The organism is Leuconostoc sp. XM4 (assembly GCF_055698815.1).
This window is the reverse complement of the sequence record NZ_CP134507.1, coordinates 734,885-754,236: the sequence shown is the minus strand read 5'-3', so window position 1 is coordinate 754,236 and position 19,352 is coordinate 734,885. Positions and strand designations below refer to the sequence as shown.

The 19,352-nt window shown below is 38.4% G+C and carries 19 protein-coding genes and 1 riboswitch; of the genes, 5 read left to right on the top strand and 14 right to left on the bottom strand.

Going from position 1 to position 19,352, the window contains the following annotated elements; translation table 11 throughout:
* Positions 1–5: 5 nt before the first annotated feature.
* The 9 genes from RHP64_RS03850 to RHP64_RS03810 all read right to left on the bottom strand — a co-directional run bounded on the left by RHP64_RS03850 (position 6) and on the right by RHP64_RS03810 (position 11,017).
* Positions 6–968, bottom strand: coding sequence for an asparaginase (locus RHP64_RS03850; protein ID WP_025267956.1), 963 nt, complete (start codon positions 966–968; stop codon positions 6–8).
* A 2-nt stretch (positions 969–970) separates the two neighbouring features.
* Positions 971–1,750, bottom strand: coding sequence for a DNA repair protein RecO (gene recO / locus RHP64_RS03845; protein ID WP_011679561.1), 780 nt, complete (start codon positions 1,748–1,750; stop codon positions 971–973).
* Between the two features lie 69 nt (positions 1,751–1,819).
* Complete coding sequence (gene era, locus RHP64_RS03840; protein ID WP_011679560.1) at positions 1,820–2,731, bottom strand: GTPase Era; 912 nt, start codon at positions 2,729–2,731, stop codon at positions 1,820–1,822.
* A gap of 41 nt (positions 2,732–2,772) precedes the next feature.
* Positions 2,773–3,240, bottom strand: coding sequence for a diacylglycerol kinase family protein (locus tag RHP64_RS03835; protein ID WP_010284749.1), 468 nt, complete (start codon positions 3,238–3,240; stop codon positions 2,773–2,775).
* Complete coding sequence (gene ybeY / locus RHP64_RS03830) at positions 3,224–3,706, bottom strand: rRNA maturation RNase YbeY (RefSeq protein WP_011679559.1); 483 nt, start codon at positions 3,704–3,706, stop codon at positions 3,224–3,226. The genes RHP64_RS03835 and ybeY overlap by 17 nt, the downstream gene beginning before the upstream one ends.
* Positions 3,706–4,698, bottom strand: a complete 993-nt coding sequence (locus RHP64_RS03825) for a PhoH family protein (protein ID WP_014324541.1) — start codon at positions 4,696–4,698, stop codon at positions 3,706–3,708. The genes ybeY and RHP64_RS03825 overlap by 1 nt, the downstream gene beginning before the upstream one ends.
* A 103-nt stretch (positions 4,699–4,801) precedes the next feature.
* Positions 4,802–5,998, bottom strand: coding sequence for an ammonium transporter (locus RHP64_RS03820; RefSeq protein WP_010287422.1), 1,197 nt, complete (start codon positions 5,996–5,998; stop codon positions 4,802–4,804).
* A 163-nt stretch (positions 5,999–6,161) separates the two neighbouring features.
* Positions 6,162–7,583 carry a pyruvate kinase gene (pyk, locus tag RHP64_RS03815; RefSeq protein WP_011679557.1) on the bottom strand — a complete coding sequence of 474 codons (1,422 nt, stop codon included), beginning with the start codon at positions 7,581–7,583 and terminating at the stop codon, positions 6,162–6,164.
* A gap of 95 nt (positions 7,584–7,678) precedes the next feature.
* A complete protein-coding gene (locus tag RHP64_RS03810) occupies positions 7,679–11,017 on the bottom strand; it encodes a DNA polymerase III subunit alpha (protein WP_462785063.1) in 3,339 nt (1,112 codons plus the stop codon).
* A 193-nt stretch (positions 11,018–11,210) separates the two neighbouring features.
* On the opposite strand from RHP64_RS03810, the gene RHP64_RS03805 reads away from it, so the two are divergent.
* Positions 11,211–11,408, top strand: a complete 198-nt coding sequence (locus RHP64_RS03805; RefSeq protein WP_010289296.1) for a YjzD family protein — start codon at positions 11,211–11,213, stop codon at positions 11,406–11,408.
* A gap of 53 nt (positions 11,409–11,461) precedes the next feature.
* Here the strand turns inward: RHP64_RS03805 and pepT are convergent, their stop codons facing one another.
* Genes pepT through RHP64_RS03790 form a run of 3 tightly spaced genes read right to left on the bottom strand, consistent with a single transcriptional unit; the run spans position 11,462 to position 14,213 of the window.
* Positions 11,462–12,697 (bottom strand): peptidase T, encoded by a 1,236-nt coding sequence (gene pepT / locus RHP64_RS03800; protein ID WP_025267953.1) that lies wholly within the window; start codon positions 12,695–12,697, stop codon positions 11,462–11,464.
* A 44-nt stretch (positions 12,698–12,741) separates the two neighbouring features.
* Positions 12,742–13,527 carry a Nif3-like dinuclear metal center hexameric protein gene (locus RHP64_RS03795; protein WP_025267952.1) on the bottom strand — a complete coding sequence of 262 codons (786 nt, stop codon included), beginning with the start codon at positions 13,525–13,527 and terminating at the stop codon, positions 12,742–12,744.
* Positions 13,524–14,213 carry a tRNA (adenine(22)-N(1))-methyltransferase gene (locus RHP64_RS03790; RefSeq protein ID WP_462785062.1) on the bottom strand — a complete coding sequence of 230 codons (690 nt, stop codon included), beginning with the start codon at positions 14,211–14,213 and terminating at the stop codon, positions 13,524–13,526. The genes RHP64_RS03795 and RHP64_RS03790 overlap by 4 nt, the downstream gene beginning before the upstream one ends.
* 251 nt (positions 14,214–14,464) lie before the next feature.
* Positions 14,465–14,554: riboswitch (TPP riboswitch) on the top strand.
* A 279-nt stretch (positions 14,555–14,833) separates the two neighbouring features.
* Between RHP64_RS03790 and RHP64_RS03785 the strand changes: the two genes are divergently transcribed.
* The 4 genes from RHP64_RS03785 to RHP64_RS03770 are packed head-to-tail and all read left to right on the top strand — an operon-like array spanning position 14,834 to position 17,747.
* Positions 14,834–15,415, top strand: a complete 582-nt coding sequence (locus tag RHP64_RS03785; RefSeq protein WP_004164215.1) for an ECF transporter S component — start codon at positions 14,834–14,836, stop codon at positions 15,413–15,415.
* Positions 15,412–15,705: a thiamine-binding protein gene (locus RHP64_RS03780; protein ID WP_010282020.1), complete on the top strand. Its 294-nt coding sequence runs from the start codon at positions 15,412–15,414 to the stop codon at positions 15,703–15,705. The genes RHP64_RS03785 and RHP64_RS03780 overlap by 4 nt, the downstream gene beginning before the upstream one ends.
* Before the next feature lie 30 nt (positions 15,706–15,735).
* The gene (locus tag RHP64_RS03775; RefSeq protein WP_025267950.1) at positions 15,736–17,109 is read left to right on the top strand and encodes an ATP-binding cassette domain-containing protein; all 1,374 of its coding nucleotides are present in this window, start codon (positions 15,736–15,738) and stop codon (positions 17,107–17,109) included.
* Positions 17,106–17,747 (top strand): energy-coupling factor transporter transmembrane component T family protein, encoded by a 642-nt coding sequence (locus RHP64_RS03770; protein WP_025267949.1) that lies wholly within the window; start codon positions 17,106–17,108, stop codon positions 17,745–17,747. Before RHP64_RS03775 ends, RHP64_RS03770 begins: the two co-directional genes overlap by 4 nt.
* On the opposite strand, the gene RHP64_RS03765 is transcribed toward RHP64_RS03770, so the two are convergent.
* Positions 17,731–18,492: a ribonuclease HII gene (locus RHP64_RS03765; protein ID WP_061514806.1), complete on the bottom strand. Its 762-nt coding sequence runs from the start codon at positions 18,490–18,492 to the stop codon at positions 17,731–17,733. The genes RHP64_RS03770 and RHP64_RS03765 overlap by 17 nt on opposite strands.
* Entirely contained in the window at positions 18,485–19,339 is an 855-nt protein-coding gene (ylqF, locus tag RHP64_RS03760; protein ID WP_011679549.1) for a ribosome biogenesis GTPase YlqF, read from the bottom strand. The genes RHP64_RS03765 and ylqF overlap by 8 nt, the downstream gene beginning before the upstream one ends.
* Positions 19,340–19,352: the final 13 nt, after the last annotated feature.

Here is a 19,352-nt window from a genome sequence, read left to right as displayed (position 1 = left end):
ATGTATTAAATACCGTGTAAATACGTTTCCAGATGTTCTTTACTTAAGTTGTTTGATAATCCGATTAATAGCTTTAGTCGCGCTTTAGGGCCATTAATACTGGACGCAAAGATTGCTCCAGATTTCTCTAATTGAACACCGCCACCTAAATAATCATATACTGGTGCTGCAACACCATTGAAGCTTCTTGACACAATGACTACTGGCGTATTTTTCGCTAATAAATATGCTACTCCGCGAGCTGCTTCACGAGATAAATTACCAGCGCCAAGTGCTTCAATAATAATGCCGTCAATATTGGCATCAGCCAAAAGTTTCAATAATTGGCCATCCATACCAGCATATGCCTTTAAAACAGGGATATTTTTGTTAATATCTACATCTGGTAATACTTCTCGTTGTGGCAAGTCATAAAAGTAAATAATTTGTCGTTTCGTTAGTAGCCCCATCGTGCCACTAAGTGGTGACGCAAACGTTGCCACATTAGTAGTGTGTGTTTTAGTTACAAATCGAGCGGCATGTATTTCATCATTCATCACAACTATCACACCACGGTTTTTGGATGTATCATCTGCCGCTACACGTAGCGCAGATTGATAATTGTACAAACCATCTGAACCAAGTTCATTGGATGAACGCATTGCTCCCGTTATAACAATAGGAAACGAAACTTTTAATGTGCTATCCAGAAAGAATGCTGTCTCTTCCAAGGTATCAGTACCATGAGTAATGACCACACCATCAAAATCATTTTTGGCTTCAGAGATACGTTTTTGCAATTGTAGCATATGAGACGGACCAATATGTTCACTTGGTAAATTAAAAATGTTTTCAACTTCTAGTTCGATATTTGGAAAGGTAACCTTCGCTTGAACTAAAGGATTTTCAGATCCTGTTTCGACATCGCCATCAGCATCTTCATGCATAGAAATTGTACCACCGGTATGCAAAACCAAAATTTTTTTCATGATTACTTATTCCTTCTAAAATTAACTAACGTATTTTGCCACGAATGCATTTGCTCAATAAATGATTTTGCACGTGGCTTCAAACCAACTTGTTTTTCGTAAATATAGTCAATTACACGTTGCAAACCACGTTTGGTGATTGCTGACATTTTGATGTCATGTACTTGGCGCATATCAATGACGCTAAATTGACGTAAATAAAACACAGTTTTTTGATCAAGCATTAATCGCTGATCGTCCAGATTAAAATGATGTTCTGAAATAATGCCATTGTACTTTTCAGAATAATCAAATTTCCCATCTACTTGACCTGTAATCGGATCAGCCCTTAAGTTTGGCGCCACCCCTAGAGGAACAAGTAATTGAATTTCAAAAATATTAGCAATAATTTGAGGATCGAGTCCCTCATCTAGTTTCTGTAGCGCGACATAAAGTTGATTATACCAACGTGTTATCTTTTCCCCTTCTTCAAAGGAAGCATCAATTAAACTAGCGATCAGCGCAGCATAGGCATTTGCTTCGATATCTTCGATAAGCCGTGAATATACTTTTATATCTTGAACATCATTCATGTAACCTAGTCCGGTTTCTCGTTTCGGTAGAGCACCATCAAAAGTTACAATTGTGTAAGGTTGTGTACCAGCTGAGAGTTTAGAAGTAGCTTTCTTTGCACCTCGCGCCAAAAAAGTTCGCATGCCGTACGTTTCCGTTAGTATGCGAACTAATAAATCATTATCTTTATATTGTCGTGTATACAATACAATGCCACGAATAATTGCCATAATGACTCCACTAAATCAATCGCCAAAATTTTTCTTTATGACAACACGGTGCTTTGATACAACATCATTTTAGTAATCTTCTTGACGATATCCTAATGTCTGCAAAGCTTGTGGTCGGTCACGCCAGCGAGGCTCAACCTTAACCCAAGTTTCAAGGAAAACTTTGTCCCCGAGTAAGCGTTCAATGTCCTTGCGCGCCCTCGTACCAATATCTTTGATCATCGCACCCTGTTTACCAATGATGATATTCTTCTGTGTTGGTCGTTCAACAATAATTGATGCCTGAATATGAATTTTTTCTTCATTTTCACGAGCAATTTTGTCGATAACGACAGCAACTGAATGTGGTACCTCTTGACGTGTTAACTGCAATACCTTTTCGCGAATTAATTCTCCAATAACAAAACGTTCAGGGTGATCAGTTAATTGGTCTGCATCGAAATATTGAGGCCCTTCATCCAAGTGAGACACAATATTGTCCAACAACTCTGGAACATTATCACCCTCTGTGGCAGAAATTGGAAATACCTCAGCCCACTCAGGCGCATCATTCTGATAGCTAGCAATAACATCAAGCAAGTCATTTGGCGCTAATAAATCAACTTTGTTAATTAGTAAATAAATTGGTGTATTTTTAACTTCTTGTAACCGGTCAATAATGAAATCGTCACCACGACCACGTGCCATTGAAGCATCTACCACAAACCAGATTGCATCTGCCTCATGAAGCGCAGAAAATGCAGATTTTACCATAAAATCACCGAGTGAATTTTGTGGTTTATGTACACCTGGCGTGTCAATGAACACAACTTGTGCATCATCCGTTGTATAGATGCCTTGTATTTTATTACGGGTAGTTTGTGCTTTATCTGACATAATGGCAATTTTTTCGCCAACGATGCGGTTCAAAAGCGTCGATTTACCAACATTTGGACGACCAATAATCGCCACAAATCCTGATTTAAAAGTAGATTCTGTCATAATATATATACGGTCTTTGACCGCATTCTCCTGTATGTGTTTTATTTACTAAAGTCATGAATAAATTGTGAAAAATTGGTAACAATACCAAAATGCCGCCAAACATAAGGTTGAAATACAATCAATAAGATAATAATTTCAAAACCCACGGCAACTAAAACGCCACCAGCAGCGACATCTTTTGCCAGCCCGGCAAGTGGATGATATCTTTTTTCGACAACCAAATCAACCACAGCTTCAATAATCGTGTTCAAAAACTCACTCGATATCACTGTAAATACTGCGACCGCAACCCACAACCAATCTGCACGGTTTAAGCCAAGATGTAAGCCCACAAGCAAAATGAGAAATCCTAGCAAGATATGTATTCGCATGTTGCGTTCTCTGACTAGTATCAGCCAAATACCGTGCAAAGAGTTTCTCATGGCTCGAAAAAATGTACTGTTTCGTTGTACTTTTTTATTGTAGTCTTTAGGCGCACCTTCTAGCTTTTTATCTTTTGAGGCCATAATTATCTAAAATCTCTCGTTGTAAATCAAACATTTCTTTTTCTTCTGCATCGCCTAACATATGATCATATCCATTCAAATGTAAGAAGCCATGCACCACTAGGAAGCCTAACTCACGTTCATAGCTATGCCCCAAGTACTCTGCCTGAGAATTAATAATATCCACAGAAACCAGGATATCACCAATATTTTTCGCTAACTCGGCATCCATCAATTCGTCTGGTAAAACCGGAAGATCATCACCGTCTTCCTCAATTGCGAAACTAATGACGTCAGTGGGTTTGTCTATACCACGATATTTTTTATTGTATTGATGAATTTCTTCATTGTTCATAAATGTTACAGACATTTCTGTATTATCTGGCAATTCCAAATATTTGCCAGCATAATCTAGTACACAACGAACCAGATCCTGATGATATTGATTAACACCAGCTTTTGTTTGGTCAATAATAGCCAAATCCATTAGTTAATTTGCTCCTTTTTTAATTCGGCTAATTTTTTCTCAGCTGCTTCATAGGCACCAACTATTAGACCGACAACCGGATGACGAACCACATCGGCACTACCAAAATGAATAAACGATACATGATTCACGTCTTTCAAAATACGTTGGACCGAAATGAGCCCGGATTTTGCACCATATGGCAAATCGATTTGAGAGATGTCACCATTAATAATCATTTTTGAGCCAAATCCAAAACGCGTTAGGAACATTTTCATTTGTTGATTCGTTGTATTTTGTGCTTCATCTAGAATAATAAATGCATCATCCAATGTTCGACCACGCATATAGGCCAGTGGCGCAATTTCGACCACACCACGCTCCATTAACCGCTGGGTCTGTTCCGCGCCAATTAATGCATTCATAGCATCGTAAATAGGACGCATATATGGATCTACTTTTTCTTTCAGATCACCTGGAAGAAATCCTAGTGACTCACCTGCTTCAACAGCAGGACGTGTGATAATAATTCTTTCGACGTCACCACGCTTCAAGGCTGATATTGCCATAACAACTGCTAAAAAAGTCTTTCCTGTTCCAGCCGGTCCGATGCCGAACGTGACATCATTTTTACGAATTGATTGGACGTACTGGCGTTGACCAAAATTTTTAACGTGAACGGAACGCCCTTTATTATCACGAATTAGTACTTCAGAGTATAGGTCACCAAAATATTCCAATGTTCCACGCTGTGCCATTGTTATTGCACTCACAACGTCAGTATCGGATATATTAATTTGATGCTTAATTAATCTAGTTAATTCGCGTAGTACAGCTTTAGCTAATGGCACTTTATCCTCATCACCTGAGATGGTCATTTGGTCACCACGAGCATGAAGTCGCACAGTTAATCCTTCTTCGATTAACTGTAAAAAATTATCATTAACGCCAAGCAACTTAGTCTGTTGCTCCACATTTTCAAATGTAAAAATTTGCTGAACTTGTGCTGTCAAAAAGCAAATCCCCTTTATATGTTTCCTTTATTCTACCATATTGCCGTGATTGATGGTAGTTTATGCACTAAATATCAGGCAAAATAAAAAGGACCATTGTCCTTTATTCCACAGTCAAATCATGCATAATTGCGTCATAACCTTCAGCTTCTTCATCAGCTGTCAAACGCAGTGGTGCAGCAATGAGTTCTGTTATTTTAGCTAAAACATATGTGCCAATCGCAGCAAATGCGATAGTAAATAAAATTGCGACTAACTGCTTACCAACCAATGATATATTCCCGTTGATTAGACCAGCAACACCGCCAACACTTTTATCAGCAAATACACCTGTCAATATTGCACCCACGGCGCCGCCAATACCATGAATACCAAAAGCATCTAATGTATCATCATATCCAAAACTATTTTTAACAAATGTGATACCAGCAAAGCCTATAAAACCAGCTAAGAGTCCCATCACTACAGCTGCCCATGGTGCCACAAAACCAGCAGCAGGCGTAATAGCAACTAGACCAGCAACACCACCACTAGTAATACCGGATAATGTAGCACGTCCATGATACTTATATTCAACAAGACCCCAAGTCAATACAGCTGCCGCTGATGCTAACCACGTGTTAACTAATGCTAGAACAGCTGTGCCATTTGCTGCAAGAGCTGACCCAGAGTTGAAACCAAACCATCCAACCCATAACAAAGCGCCACCAATCAAAACATAAGAAGGTCGTACAGGTATGTGCTTGTCAATATGACGATGTCCAATCATCAAAGCCAGCACCAATCCAGTTACACCACTAGAAATATGAACAACAGTTCCACCAGCAAAATCAATTGCGCCTAACTGAGCCAAGAAGCCACCGCCCCAAACCATGTGCGCTAACGGTGAGTAAATGAAAATCAACCAAAGTGCAATAAATACGAGCAATGCTTTAATTCTAACTCGACCAATGACGGATCCAGTAATAATTGCGGCTGTTATTATCGGAAACATACCTTGGAACAGGGCAAATGCACCGTCAGGAATTGTTAAATCTTTAGTAGAATGCGTGAATGAAACATTCGTTAAGAACAAATGTTTAAAATTACCAATCACATTTCCACTACCACCAAATGATAACGTATATCCAACAACAAACCATACTAACGAAGCAATTCCAATAATCATAACTGGAATAAACATCGTGTGTAACAAGTTCCTACGCTCACCTAAGCCACCGTAGAACAAGGCTAATCCAGGTGTCATTACCCAGACTAATGCAGCTGAAACTAAAACCCATGCTAAATCACCACTGTTCATTAAATCACTCCTACTTGTTTTTTTATTATTAATTTAATATTAGCAGTTCGTTAAATTTTAGTATTAAACTGTGGTAGCTTTTCTTACATTAAATTAAAAAAAACTATAGTGATTTGAATAATCAAATCATTATAGTCTTTTTTACAAGTATAAACTAGAATTATTATACTGTTTGAACAGTCAACATGTTTGTTGTACCTGATTGTGACATTGGTACACCTGCTGCAATAACAATAGTATCACCTGAATTAGCCAATCCTTGGTCTTTTACGGCCTTCTTAGCTAAGTCAACCATTTCGTCAATAGTCTTTGGTGCATCATAAACTACTGGAACAACACCATAGTTCAATGTCAAACCACGTTGTACGCGTTCTGAATAAGTAACGGCCAAAATGTTAACATCAGGACGGTGCTTTGAAACCATACGTGCAGTGTAACCAGAGTTAGTTGATACAACAACAGCCTTAGCGTTCACATTGCGTGCGATACGAGCAACAGATGCTGCAACAGCTTCCGTTGAATCAGTCTCATCGAAGAAAATATCCTCATGACGACCGTTTTCGCGCAATGAAGTTTCAGCTTTTTCGTCGATAGCAGCCATTGTGGCAACAGATTCAACTGGATAGTCTCCGTTAGCTGATTCACCTGATAACATTGTTGCATCAGTACCATCAAACACAGCGTTGGCAACATCGGAAGCTTCGGCACGCGTAGGACGTGGGTTTTCTTCCATTGAGTCAAGCATTTGTGTAGCAGTAATAACAGGTAAACCTGCCTTGTTCATCTTGCGAATCATGTCTTTTTGAACCAAAGGCACGTTTTCAGCAGGAATTTCAACACCCATGTCACCGCGTGGTACCATCAAGGCATCTGAAACTTCCAAAATTGCATCAAGGTTGTCAATACCTTCTTGTGATTCAATCTTAGGAATAATTTGAACATGTTCCATGTTCTTTTCCTTCAATAGTCCACGAATTTCAAGCACATCTTCAGGCTTACGAACGAATGAAGCAGCAATATAGTTGATTTCGTGATCCAAACCAAAACGGATGTCATCAGCATCTTTTTCAGTAATACCTGGCAAGTTAATTGAAACACCAGGTGCGTTAACACCCTTACGTGATCCCAAAATACCATCATTATCAACGCGAACAACCAATTCGCGAGTGGCTGAATCTTTTTCGATAACAGTTGTACCAAGCAACCCATCATCAAACAAGACTTGTCCACCTTCTTTAACATCATCGAACAAACCAGCGTATGTAACGGCGATTTTTTCTTTCGTTCCTTCAAGGTTTTCATCCATTGCAATACGCAATGTGTCACCTGTATGGAATTCGATCTTGCCGTCAGCTTGCTTTGTTGTACGGATTTCAGCACCCTTAGTGTCCAACAAAATACCAACTGTCTTACCAGTAATCTTTTCGGCTTCGTGAACAGCATTCATACGACCCAAATGTTCTTCGTGATCACCGTGTGAAAAGTTAAAACGGAATACGTTGGCGCCCGCTTGGATTAACTTTACGATTGTTTCGACATCAGATGATGACGGACCAAGTGTTGAGACGATTTTCGTCTTTTTCATGGTTAAATAGCTCCTTAGTTATCTTGGTTGTTGCTTGTGCAACTCTACCCAATCTCTATTTTATACATTATGACCCATTTGTACAAGTCATATTATTAGTAAGTTTGTTTAAAAATAATATTCTCACTACCTAGTAAAGCTGCTAATTCGCGCATGATAACGGTTTCACTAGTCATCCAAAATTCTTGATCAAGTTTTTGATTTTTACCATCTTTTTGCCAGTGAATCACCACTGGATTATGGCCATGATGTTTTTTCATGATTTGGCTGATTTCCTCACGTCTTTGCGGTGTGTCATGCTTTTCGTCAAGCTGAAGAAACCAGGTCCCTTGAATAGGTTGAACGCGCTGGGGTTCTGGCGCTAAATTAATATGATTAGCCACAATAGCGATTTCATTCCGCATATCACGCTCTGATTTACCAGCAATACTCAATATCGTTCCGGGCTTTAGAAAATTGCTTATTTTTTTAAATAGTTGTGGGAATATAGTTACACTAATTTCTCCAGTGGTATCAGAGACTTTCACGAAAGCCATGTCATCCCCTTTTTTAGTGCGGATCTGGCGAATACTGTCGACAATTGCGATTATTTTTTCAACCTGACTGGGCTGTACGACATTTCCTATTTGACTAAAACCATTTTCCAAAATGAAATCAACATATGTATCTAAAGGATGACCTGATAAATTTACGCCAATGACTTCTTTTTCTTTTTTCAGACGATCAGACAAAGCAAAATCATCATACTTCTTAATTTTCGTTTCTTCCAAAATTAAGTTACCAAAGCTTGCACCTTCAATCAAACTCGCTATATTTTCGATTAGTTCGCGTCGATTATAGCCAAACGAATCAAGTGCACCAGCATATACTAGCTGCTCTAACACTTCTCGTTTACGCATTTTATCTGGCAAACGTCTTACAAAGGACTGGATTGTTTGAAATGAACCATTATTCTGTCGCTCTTCCAATACACTAGTCACAAAGTCTGTACGAACACCACGGATATTATTCAAACCCATTTGTAATTGGTTTTCGATAGATGTCCAAAACTTATATGACTTGTTGACATCTGGCGCTAATACTACAATTCCGCGTATTTTGGCTTCAGAAACATATTGTTGCACTTTTTTCTGCTCACCCAGATTTGCATTTAATAGAGCTGTAAAAAAAGCAACTGGATAATGTGCCTTTAGATAGGCTAGCTCAAAAGCCAATTTACTATAAGCAACTGCGTGAGAACGATTAAAACCATAATTAGCGAATTCATCAATATAAGAAAAAATAAGTTCTGCTTGTTTTTGATCATGCTCATTTTTTAAAGCGCCTTTAATAAATTGTTCATGCAATTTCTGCATTTTGTCGACTTTTTTCTTCGACATGGCACTTCGTAAAACATCCGCCTCACCTAGCGTGAATCCAGCATATGATTCCGCAACTAGCATAACTTGCTCTTGATATACAATGATACCAAAAGTGGGCGCCAAAATAGATTTCAAACTAGGGTCTGGGATCGTCACTGCTTCTTTACCATGGCGTCGAGCGATAAACTTATCAATATTTTGTGCAGGACCAGGACGATAAAGCGCGTTAACAGCCACAATATGTTCAAAGGTGGCTGGCTTCAGCTTTCGCAACACATTTTTAATGCCTGCAGATTCAAATTGGAAAACCCCATTTGTGTCACCTTTAGCAAATAATGCTAAGGTTTTGGCATCATCTAAAGCAATTTTGGTAATATCAAACCCTTCTGGTAGCTCTTTTTGAGCATAATAGAGTGCCTGGCTTAAAATGGCTAAATTTTGTAGTCCTAGAATATCAATTTTAAGTAACCCTAATTGTTCAACCGGATCTTTTTCAAATTGTGTTAATAAGCGTCCCTCCGTACCAGATTGCACAGGTAATGTTTGTACCAAAGGATTCGCACTAAGTACAATTCCTGCCGCATGTGTAGAGTAATTTTTTGGTAAGCCTTCAATTTTCAACGCCGTTTGTAATAACAATCTACCATTATCAATATCACGAAGGGCATTCTGTAATTGTGGTGCTTTAAGCGCATCATCAATGGACACCTTACGTCCATTTTTTCCTTCAGGTATACTAGCACTCAACTTGCTCAATGTCGGGGTTGGTAATCCAAACACCCTACCAACATCGCGTAGAGCTTGTTTAGAAGCTAAAGTACCAAATGTAATAATTTGACCAAAATTTCTTTTCCCGTACTTTTGATGAAGGTAGGTGAATAGTTCTTCACGTTTGCTTGGTGGCCAATCAATATCAATATCAGGCATTTGCACTCGCTCATCATTTAGAAAACGTTCAAATAGCAAGTTAAATTGCAAGGGATCTACATCGGTAATTTGTAAACTGTACGCAACCAAAGATCCAGCGACAGAGCCACGTCCTGGTCCAGTTTGAATGTGATTTTTATGTGCGAAGTTAACAATGTCCCAAACAATCAGGAAGTAATCGCTAAATCCTAACACTTCAATGGTTTTTAATTCGTGCTGCAATCTTTCTTCGTACAAGTTCAAACTCACGTTATGTCCTTGCAATCGTTTTTTTAATCCACTGACAGCAATCGTTTCTAAAAACTGTGCGTTGGTCACGCCAGATGGTGTTTCAAAGGGTGGTAAAGCTGTATCTTTAAATTCAATGCTGACATTGCTTTTTGATACCAATAATTCGTTATTAATATAGGCTGTCTTTAGTATTTCTGTACCTTGGTATTCTTGCTGAACGACAGCTAAATCTCTTAAAATATGTGAGCCTTGTTGTTGAGCCAAAATTTTAATATCGTCCAATTTAACATTTGCATCAATTGCTTTTAAAACTTGAGTGGTGAAAGCATCATCTGAGTTAAGATAATCAATATCATCTAAAGCAATCATATGACCACCAGTACGTTCGCTAAATTGTGCTAACCTCTCTTGTATCTGCGGTGCCATTTGCGAATTAATACCAATAAAAGAATGGTGCTCGTCAACAAGGGTGAGGAGTTGGTGCCAATAATTATTAACTTCCTCATACCCTGAAGAGATGAGCTGAACGAGCTCACTGTCAGTTGGAAAAACAATGTTTATACCGTCTAAGTGTTTAACCATTGTTTCCCACTGAAAATCTCCTTGACTAGTCATCTTGGCTGATGATAGCCACATTAGATTTTGGTAGCCTACTTGATTCTCAGCTAATAGTACGACTGGAAATAGCGTGGCAGTATTCACAAGTCCGTTGACCATTAATGTCAAGCCAAATAAAGGTTTAATCCCATGCTTTTTTGTTTGTCGAAACCAGTCTATCGCCCCGTACATTACATTAACATCAGCCAGTGCAATGGCTTCATAACCACGAGTCTTTGCCGTTTGGACAATTTGTTCAATTGTATTTGGATTTTTTAATAAGCTATAACTGCTTAAAATTTGAAGCGGTGCGTACATTTCAACTCCTTATACGAACATCCGTTTTCTTTAATTATACAGAAAAATCACAGAAAAGTCGTTAATTTTAACAAATATTAGGGTTCCGTAAAATCACAGATTAGACATTTTCTATTTTCTTGTTTAAATTCCCTTAAAAACTTGCCATTTGTGAAAAAAGGTGTATTATAATGACAGTAAAGAGGTAAAAATCATGAAATACATTATGGTAGCAATTTGGTCGGCAATATTTGGTGAGATTTTGGGTTATATTGTATCCCAATTGAATTCTGGTACTTATGATTTTGTTACTGTTGCTGTCATTGCTGTCATTGTTGGTGAAGTTGCGCTAGTTGCAATTCCAGCAATTTCAGGATCAGCTGCACCAAAAGAAGTTGCGTCTGAAGAATAAATCACAAGATTAAAAAAGAGCTCAGTTGAGCTCTTTTTTTGTTTATCTAAAAGTTATTTTTCTTGTGCAAGTTTTACAATTTCTAAAATGACGTCTGTTGCCTGTTCCATAACAGTTGTAGAAACATATTCAAAACGGCCATGCATATTTTCGCCACCGGCAAAAATATTTGGTGTTGGTAGCCCTAGGAAAGTTATTTTTGAACCATCGGTACCGCCACGGACAGGCTCAATAATTGGTTTAATCTCTAAGTTATTCATCGCTTTTTCAGCCAAATTAACTGAACGCATATCATCTTTCAAGATTTCACCCATATTATAGTATTGATCTTTCAATACAACTTTAATACGCTTTTCCCCTAATTTCTGATTAAAGGCATCAGCAATATCTAATAATCTTTGCTTACGTTCTTCAAATATATTTCGATCATGATCACGAACAATATATCGCAGGGTTGCTTCTTCAGGATTACCGTCAACTGCTAGAAGATGCCAAAATCCTTCTGTTCCTTCAGTATTTTCTGGGCGATCATGGACAGGAAGTTGTTCATGGAAATCAAATGCTAGTTGAATGGCATTAACCATTGTATCTTTTGCAGTTCCTGGATGAACATTTCGTCCCTGAATTGTGATAACGGCGCTCGCAGCATTAAATGTCTCCCATTCAAGCTCGCCTAACGGTCCGCCATCCATTGTATAAGCGAAGTCAGCACCAAATGCTTCAACATCAAAATGATCGGCACCAATACCAATCTCTTCATCTGGTCCAAAAGCAAATCGCAAATCACCATGCTTGATCTCTGGATGTGCAATTAAATACTGAGCTGCCGTAATGATTTCAGCATCTCCAGCTTTATCATCAGCACCTAATAGTGTTGTGCCATCAGTTGTAATTAGAGTATGTCTCGCATATTTTTTTAAGCTAGGAAATTCGTTAGTTGTCAATTCGTAACCACTATTTCCCAACTTAATTGACGATTTGCCGTCGTAATTTTCAATAATTTGTGGGTTAATGTTCGCTCCATTAAAATCTGCAGTATCAACGTGTGCAATAAAGCCAATTGTAGGCACAGCACTGTCATCAATATTGCTTGATAATTCCGCAAACACATAACCATCCTTCATGGTGCGTACATTTTCAAGACCAATAGCTTTTAACTCCTCAGCTAAATCTGCCAAAAAAGCGACCTCTTTAGGTGATGACGGCACTGTTTCTGAGTTCTCATCAGATTGTGTATCTACCTTTACATACTTCAAAAAACGTTCTGTCAATTCAGGATACTTTGTCATATATTACTCCTTTTTGAGCATTTGCTCACTGTTTTAACCGTTAACTAAATATATTTGTATGGATCTGTATTGATTTTTGTAGCAACTACATCAACAGTGTCACCAAACCATTCTTTGACCTTATCAACCATTTTTTCGTTAGCAATAGCTTCCATATGATGATCAGGATCAATCACAATAAAATTTGAAGCCAAGATGTCATGCCCAACGTGATAGTAGACATCGGCTGTGACGTAGGCATCAGCTCCTGCTTGTTGCGCAACCCGCCACCAACGGCCACCATCTCCACCTAGCACAGCGATCTTTTGAATTGGCTTTGTCACATCGTTAGCAATAACACGCACTGCTTGAACATGAAACAAATCACGAATTTTCACAGCGTATTCTTGTACAGAAATTGGTTGCTCTAATTGTCCGATCCTGCCAAGACCAGTTTTCTTATCTACATTTGGTACTAAAGGCACTACATCTTGAATGCCAAGTGCTTCGGCCAACCAATCATTCATGCCACCTTGTGCACTGTCCATATTAGTATGTGAAGCATAAACAACGATATGGTGTTGAATCAAATCTGCATACATTCGATTTTGAGGCTGTGATAAGTCTAGACTTTTCGCCGGGAAGAACATGACCTCATGGTGTGCCCATATAAAATCGACCTGATTATCGATTGCTTCTTGAACTACTTCTGGACGAACATCAAGGGCTGTCATTACTCGATGTACAGGCTGCTTAGGATCACCAATTTGCAGTCCCGTGGGGTCACCCTCCTCAGCTAATTGTTTCGGCGCAAAAAGTTCAATCTTGTCAATTAACTCTTGTGCAATCACTTGATAACCTCCTGAATTTGCTGATATTTTTTTTTCCAATCTTGATAAATGGGTGAATCAGCTTTTCCAGCAAATTCAAGATTTTCAAAAATTGTGTCGATACGATCCAATTCTTTCTGCCATTTAGCAACAAAAACTGACGTTTTTCTCTTTCGCAAGACAGGACCAAATTTTTTATCGAGGCTTGATAAACTTTGGGTGCCCTTTGTTGCAATCATAATTTCATAAAAGTGGTTATCCTCTTGTTCAATAACCTCGTCGTTAATTTTATACTGATGGTTGTTTAGCCATGTTCGCACAATGTGCTCATCAGTATTAGGTTGTAGTATAAGCGTTTCAAAACGTTTTGCTCTTGAAAATCCCGCTTCTAATATATCTGTAATTAAGACACCACCCACACCAGCGATTGTGACCGTGTCAATATGATCCTCATCTTTAATTGCCGCTAATCCATTCGCCAATCTCGCCTCAAGTTGTGTGGTTAACGCTCTTCGAACAATTTCGTGCTGCGCATTTTCGTAAGGTCCTTTAGCAACCTCACCAGCAATCGCAAACGATATTTTGTTATTGATTAATAGATTAGCAGGTAAATAGGCGTGATCAGAGCCAATATCGGCTACCCTTGCGCCTTTGGGTACAAATGAAGCCACAGCTGCAAGCCGTGGTGAAAGATGAATACTGTCCATTTTCTATCCTTAGAGTTGTTTTTTTTACTCATTTTAGTATAACAAATAAGTCAATATCTCGCTGATATCATGTACTTTTAATTAATAAAGACCACAAGTTACATCATACTCAAATTTCATAATTAAAAACATTAGAATGTTAGAAAATATAACATGATTTTGGGATTAAATTCTATTGCATACGAATAGTTTGCACGATAATTTGTCTTGTGTTACACTCTAGGCGTGAGCTTTTCACAAATAACTGAAAACACCAAAATCTGGGGTGCCGTCGCGCTGAGATAAAACCCATCACACCTGATCTAGTTAATACTAGCGTAGGGAGATTTACTTGAAAATGTATTAATGAACTGACATATCTTGACGGTACTATGTTTTGTAACGTTATCACTATAATATATGATGATGAAATAACACAAGTTTGTTAAGTAGCGTTTCTGCATTGAGATCATGACCACAATTTTTCAAGCCAGTCTTCCTTGTGAAGTCTGGCTTTTTCTAATTACACCCGATTTTGCGGTGATTTCGGTTACATCAATTATTAACCAATAAGTCATGTAAGCAGTTGTATAGCTCATGCACCTATTGGTTAATATCGGAAATTTTAGGAGGTTTTGCAAATGTCTGCAAACAAATGGTCACTTCGCGATGTTATCTTCATCGCACTAATCGGTGTTTTTTTTGGATTTATATTTTGGGCTTGGGCATTTGGTTATAATGTCATCGCTGCCTTTTTAACACCATTTGGATTAAGCGCATATGCTAATGATGCAACATTGGGTCCTTGGCTAATGGCTGGTCCGATGGCTGGGTTCATCTTACGTCGTCCTGGCGCATCAATTATAGGTGAAACACTTGGCGGCACAATTGAAATGGTGTTTGGCTCTCAATGGGGTGTCATGAACGTTGTTTCTGCATTAATTCAAGGGTTTGGTACCGAACTTGGATTTGCTGTATTTGGCTACCGTCGTTGGGACAAAACGAGTTTGTCAATGTCTGTTATCACAGTTACCATTGTGACGTTTATTTGGGACCTGTTCCGTAATGGTTATGCTGACTACTCATTTGGTTTGTTGATTGGATTATTTATTACTCGCCTCATTTCAGCAGCTATTTTTGCAGGAGTTATCGTTTACTTCACACAAAAATTAGTTGCTAAATCAGGTATCCTAGAGGTCAATAAAAACGAGGTGGTCTCATGATATCAAGTATTGCGGTCCAAGTATTGCCGATGACAGCTGACACAGAAGAAGTCATTCGCATAGTTGATCATGTGATTGCTTATATTGACAAGAGTGGTGTCAACTATCAGGTAGGTGCTTTCGAATCAACTCTCGAAGGTGATTACGATCAACTAATGGATATTTTAAAAAATTTGCCCAAGGTTGCAGCAGAAATTAGTGACATCCCTGTCATGGTATACAGCAAAATAAACATGGCTACAGATTCTGATGTTTTAACCATTGCAAAGAAAACAGATAAATATAAATAAGCGGAATTTCCGCGTACATAGGGAATTATTATGGTTACTCATTTAAAACATATCAGTTTGTCATATGGCAATACAAAAATACTTGATGATACCACCATGTCAATATCTCACAATAGTTTTAACCTGCTAATTGGTCCCTCTGGCTCTGGAAAATCAACCCTTCTCCGAATATTTGCAGGATTATATCCGCAACTAAAAGGTGAAGTACTTGTTAATGATCAAGCAGTTACCACATTACCGGCTAACGAGAAAACCAAAGTCGTCGGTTTTTTATTTCAAGATCCAGACACCCAATTTGTTATGAAAACACCACTGGATGAATTGGTTTTCACTTTAGAAAACTTGCAAGTTCATCCTTCTGATATCAAGCAACGTGCAACGCACGCTTTAGAATTTGTTGGTATTTCAGACTTAACTCATCAAGACATTGACACCTTATCAGGTGGTGAAAAACAAAAAGTTGCATTGGCTATCATTGTTGCAATGCAAAGTGATTTCTTATTATTAGACGAACCTTTTGCAAATATTGATAGCCAATCTCGCCAAGACCTATTAGCTAAATTGAAAGATTTACAAATACAGGGACAAACCACTATATTAATCACTGATCATGATTTACATGGGTACGAACCACTTGTTGATCATGTGTGGGAAATACACCACAAAAAAGTAGCAACTGTTAGTAACTTTCAGAATCGTATTTTATCAGAACAAAATGTCCACCTGCAATTACCTAAAGAAGGTGTTTTGCAATTAAAAAATTTTGAACTTTTAGTGGGGCAACGTCAATTAATTAGTATTTCTGATTTACCTTTGGCTCCCGGTGGAATTACGCTCTTTACTGGAGCAAATGGCACAGGCAAGTCATCCCTTTTCAATGCGCTAACTCGACTAAAATCCTACCAAGGTGACATTTTGTATATAGATCAAAATATCAAAAAATTTAATGCTGCTAAATATGCAAAACAAGTAGCATTGATCTTTCAAAATGCAGAACGGCAGTTTTTACGAATGACGATTCGTGAGGAAATCGCGTTGAGCATGCAACATGCGCAACAACCAGAAAAATGGTCCGAAAACGTAATTACTCGTTACTTAGAGCGCTTAAATTTGGATGGGCTACAAGATCATGTCGTTTATCAGCTCTCTGGCGGGCAAAAGAAAAAAGTTCAACTCTTGGTGATGTTAATTGTTGGCACACCAATATTATTGTTAGACGAACCTATTGCTGGTCTGGACACAGATTCCGTTCGGGTTGTAGGCGAAATTTTACGAGAAATCGCAGATAATGGACGGCAACGTTTTATTATTATTAGCCACCAACTAGATCAGCTACGCCCAATCATTGATTATCATTTGCATCTATCTAATCGAACTTTACAATATATGGAGCATTTTTTATGAATCCAAGTGTTAAATTTCTACTTATACTTATCGTAAGCATCGAACTAACTTTTGTCCTTAATTATCAAGTCAATGTTGTTGTAGCGATTATTGCTGGTATTTATCTTGTTTTTTCAAAACTGTCTTGGAAACGTTATTTGCTATTAATTGCCATGCCTATCTTGCCTGTCTTAGGTGCATGGACATCATTTACAACTTTTGGTTCCCATGAAATGGCAATTATCATGATGACTCGAATTGTTGCCTACATATTCCTAGGAGCGGCTTTTTCGTTTACAACTGACATAATCTTGCTTCTAGACACACTCGAACAAAAATTTCGTGTGCCAACCACTTTTGTCTACGGTCTTCGCGGTGCATTATCCTTTGTGCCCCGTGTTAAACAAGAAGTCCAGACTATCCGAACGGCAGCTTTAATGCGTGGTGAATCTTTAACATTTTACTCACCACAATTATTTTTCAAAGCTATTTTGGTCTCACTCCGGTGGTCAACTCGTTTAGCAGAAGCTATGGCCTCACATGGATTTACCGAAAATGCTGAGCGGACACACTTTAACACAATTGTAATCAAAAAAAAAGACTGGATGATGGCAATCAGTCTCTTAGTCATATTACAGTGCATCATAATATATCTTTAATGGGTGCAAATGTTTTACGATGAATCGGTGTAATGCCGATTTTTTTTATACCCTCAAGATGTTCTTTTGTACCGTATCCAGCGTTTTTTTCGAAACCATAACCAGGATATTTTAAACCATAAGAAGCCATTAGGCGATCACGTGTGACCTTTGCAATAATACTGGCTGCACCTATAGAATTACTTCGTGCATCTCCTTTAATTAAAAATTCTTGCGGCAAATCTAAATCTAACCGCATAGCATCTATTAATAAAGCTTCAGGTACGGGAGCCAACTGGTTGACTGCTTCGGTCATCGCAACACGTGCTGCTTCATAAATATTAATTTCATCAATAATTGAGGCTTCGACGCTGCCAACACCTATAGAAATTGCTTTTTCTATAATTTTGTCGTACAACTCGTCTCTTTTTTTTGCAGACAGTTGCTTAGAATCTATGACATCTAAAACATCAAAATCATGCGGTAAAATAACAGCTGCCGCAACAACTGGGCCAGCTAAAGGCCCCCGACCAACTTCATCCACGCCAGCAATTAAGTCGTAGCCTTGCATCCAGTACTGACGCTCAATATCAAAACGAGATAAAAAATGCTCGCGTTTTTCCTGCAACATCACTTGCTTTTTTTGCCAAGCCTTCAATGCATTTTGTACACCAACACGCTGATCTTGTTGCCAAATTAGCAACTGCTCGTCATTAGGAGATGTGTTTTTGAGTTGTAATTTAATATTTGCAATTGTGTCAGTCATTTTTCGTCTCAATTAAATCAAGTGTAAACGCCCCTAGTTTATTTTTTCTAAGATCATTTAGTATTCGTTCACTGGCCTTGTCATAATCGTCTTTGAATCCTAATTTGCTTGTGATGGATAATAAAACATCTACATTTTCTTGATCAAAAATATTGTCGTTCAAATGATATCGCTCAATAATGGCCTCTGGTCGATATTCTCGAAAAAAGTTGATCAAAAATAGCGCAGCATCATCTTTGGCAAAGATTGTATCTTTCACCGCTCCTGTTAATGCTAATTTCATGCCGATGTTTTGATCTTCAAACTTTGGCCAGAGCACCCCAGGAGAATCCAGTAATTCTAATTTTGTTGGTGTTTTTAGCCAAGCAATTTTCTTCGTTACACCTGGTCGATCCGCCGTTGGCGCAACATTTTTCATTACCAAGTGATTCAATAATGTTGACTTACCGACATTTGGCACCCCAGAAATCATGGCACGAATAGGCTGATCTTGGATACCTTTTGCTAGTTGTGCTGCTTTTTTTGCTTCAACTGCTCGTCGGGCTGCTTTAGTCACTAATTGCGGAGTTCTTGGGTCACGCGTGTCGAGCACAAGTACTGTGTATCCTTGTGCTTCAAAATGTTTTTTCCATGCCCGTGTTTGATCAGGATCTGCCAAATCAGCTTTAGTCATAATTAACAAACGGGGTTTATTGCCGATTAACTTATCCACTTCCGGATTACGTGAGCTTTCGGGAATACGGGAATCAACCAGCTCAAAAACAACGTCGACTAGTTTTAAATTTTCCCGCATCAAACGGAAGGCTTTGGCCATATGGCCTGGGAACCATTGAATTATTTGTGCCATTAAACATATATCC

What these genes read in the sequence shown, in the direction of transcription:
- RHP64_RS03785 (WP_004164215.1), top strand. Translation starts at nt 14,834, where the DNA reads ATGTCTGCAAACAAATGGTCACTTCGCGATGTTATCTTCATCGCACTA.
- RHP64_RS03810 (WP_462785063.1), bottom strand. Translation starts at nt 11,017, where the DNA reads ATGTACGCACCGCTTCAAATTTTAAGCAGTTATAGCTTATTAAAAAAT.
- recO (WP_011679561.1), bottom strand. Translation starts at nt 1,750, where the DNA reads ATGGCAATTATTCGTGGCATTGTATTGTATACACGACAATATAAAGAT.
- RHP64_RS03790 (WP_462785062.1), bottom strand. Translation starts at nt 14,213, where the DNA reads ATGGACAGTATTCATCTTTCACCACGGCTTGCAGCTGTGGCTTCATTT.
- ylqF (WP_011679549.1), bottom strand. Translation starts at nt 19,339, where the DNA reads ATGGCACAAATAATTCAATGGTTCCCAGGCCATATGGCCAAAGCCTTC.
- RHP64_RS03775 (WP_025267950.1), top strand. Translation starts at nt 15,736, where the DNA reads ATGGTTACTCATTTAAAACATATCAGTTTGTCATATGGCAATACAAAA.
- RHP64_RS03805 (WP_010289296.1), top strand. Translation starts at nt 11,211, where the DNA reads ATGAAATACATTATGGTAGCAATTTGGTCGGCAATATTTGGTGAGATT.
- RHP64_RS03765 (WP_061514806.1), bottom strand. Translation starts at nt 18,492, where the DNA reads ATGACTGACACAATTGCAAATATTAAATTACAACTCAAAAACACATCT.
- RHP64_RS03770 (WP_025267949.1), top strand. Translation starts at nt 17,106, where the DNA reads ATGAATCCAAGTGTTAAATTTCTACTTATACTTATCGTAAGCATCGAA.
- RHP64_RS03835 (WP_010284749.1), bottom strand. Translation starts at nt 3,240, where the DNA reads ATGGCCTCAAAAGATAAAAAGCTAGAAGGTGCGCCTAAAGACTACAAT.
- RHP64_RS03820 (WP_010287422.1), bottom strand. Translation starts at nt 5,998, where the DNA reads ATGAACAGTGGTGATTTAGCATGGGTTTTAGTTTCAGCTGCATTAGTC.
- pyk (WP_011679557.1), bottom strand. Translation starts at nt 7,583, where the DNA reads ATGAAAAAGACGAAAATCGTCTCAACACTTGGTCCGTCATCATCTGAT.
- RHP64_RS03780 (WP_010282020.1), top strand. Translation starts at nt 15,412, where the DNA reads ATGATATCAAGTATTGCGGTCCAAGTATTGCCGATGACAGCTGACACA.
- ybeY (WP_011679559.1), bottom strand. Translation starts at nt 3,706, where the DNA reads ATGGATTTGGCTATTATTGACCAAACAAAAGCTGGTGTTAATCAATAT.
- era (WP_011679560.1), bottom strand. Translation starts at nt 2,731, where the DNA reads ATGACAGAATCTACTTTTAAATCAGGATTTGTGGCGATTATTGGTCGT.
- RHP64_RS03850 (WP_025267956.1), bottom strand. Translation starts at nt 968, where the DNA reads ATGAAAAAAATTTTGGTTTTGCATACCGGTGGTACAATTTCTATGCAT.
- pepT (WP_025267953.1), bottom strand. Translation starts at nt 12,697, where the DNA reads ATGACAAAGTATCCTGAATTGACAGAACGTTTTTTGAAGTATGTAAAG.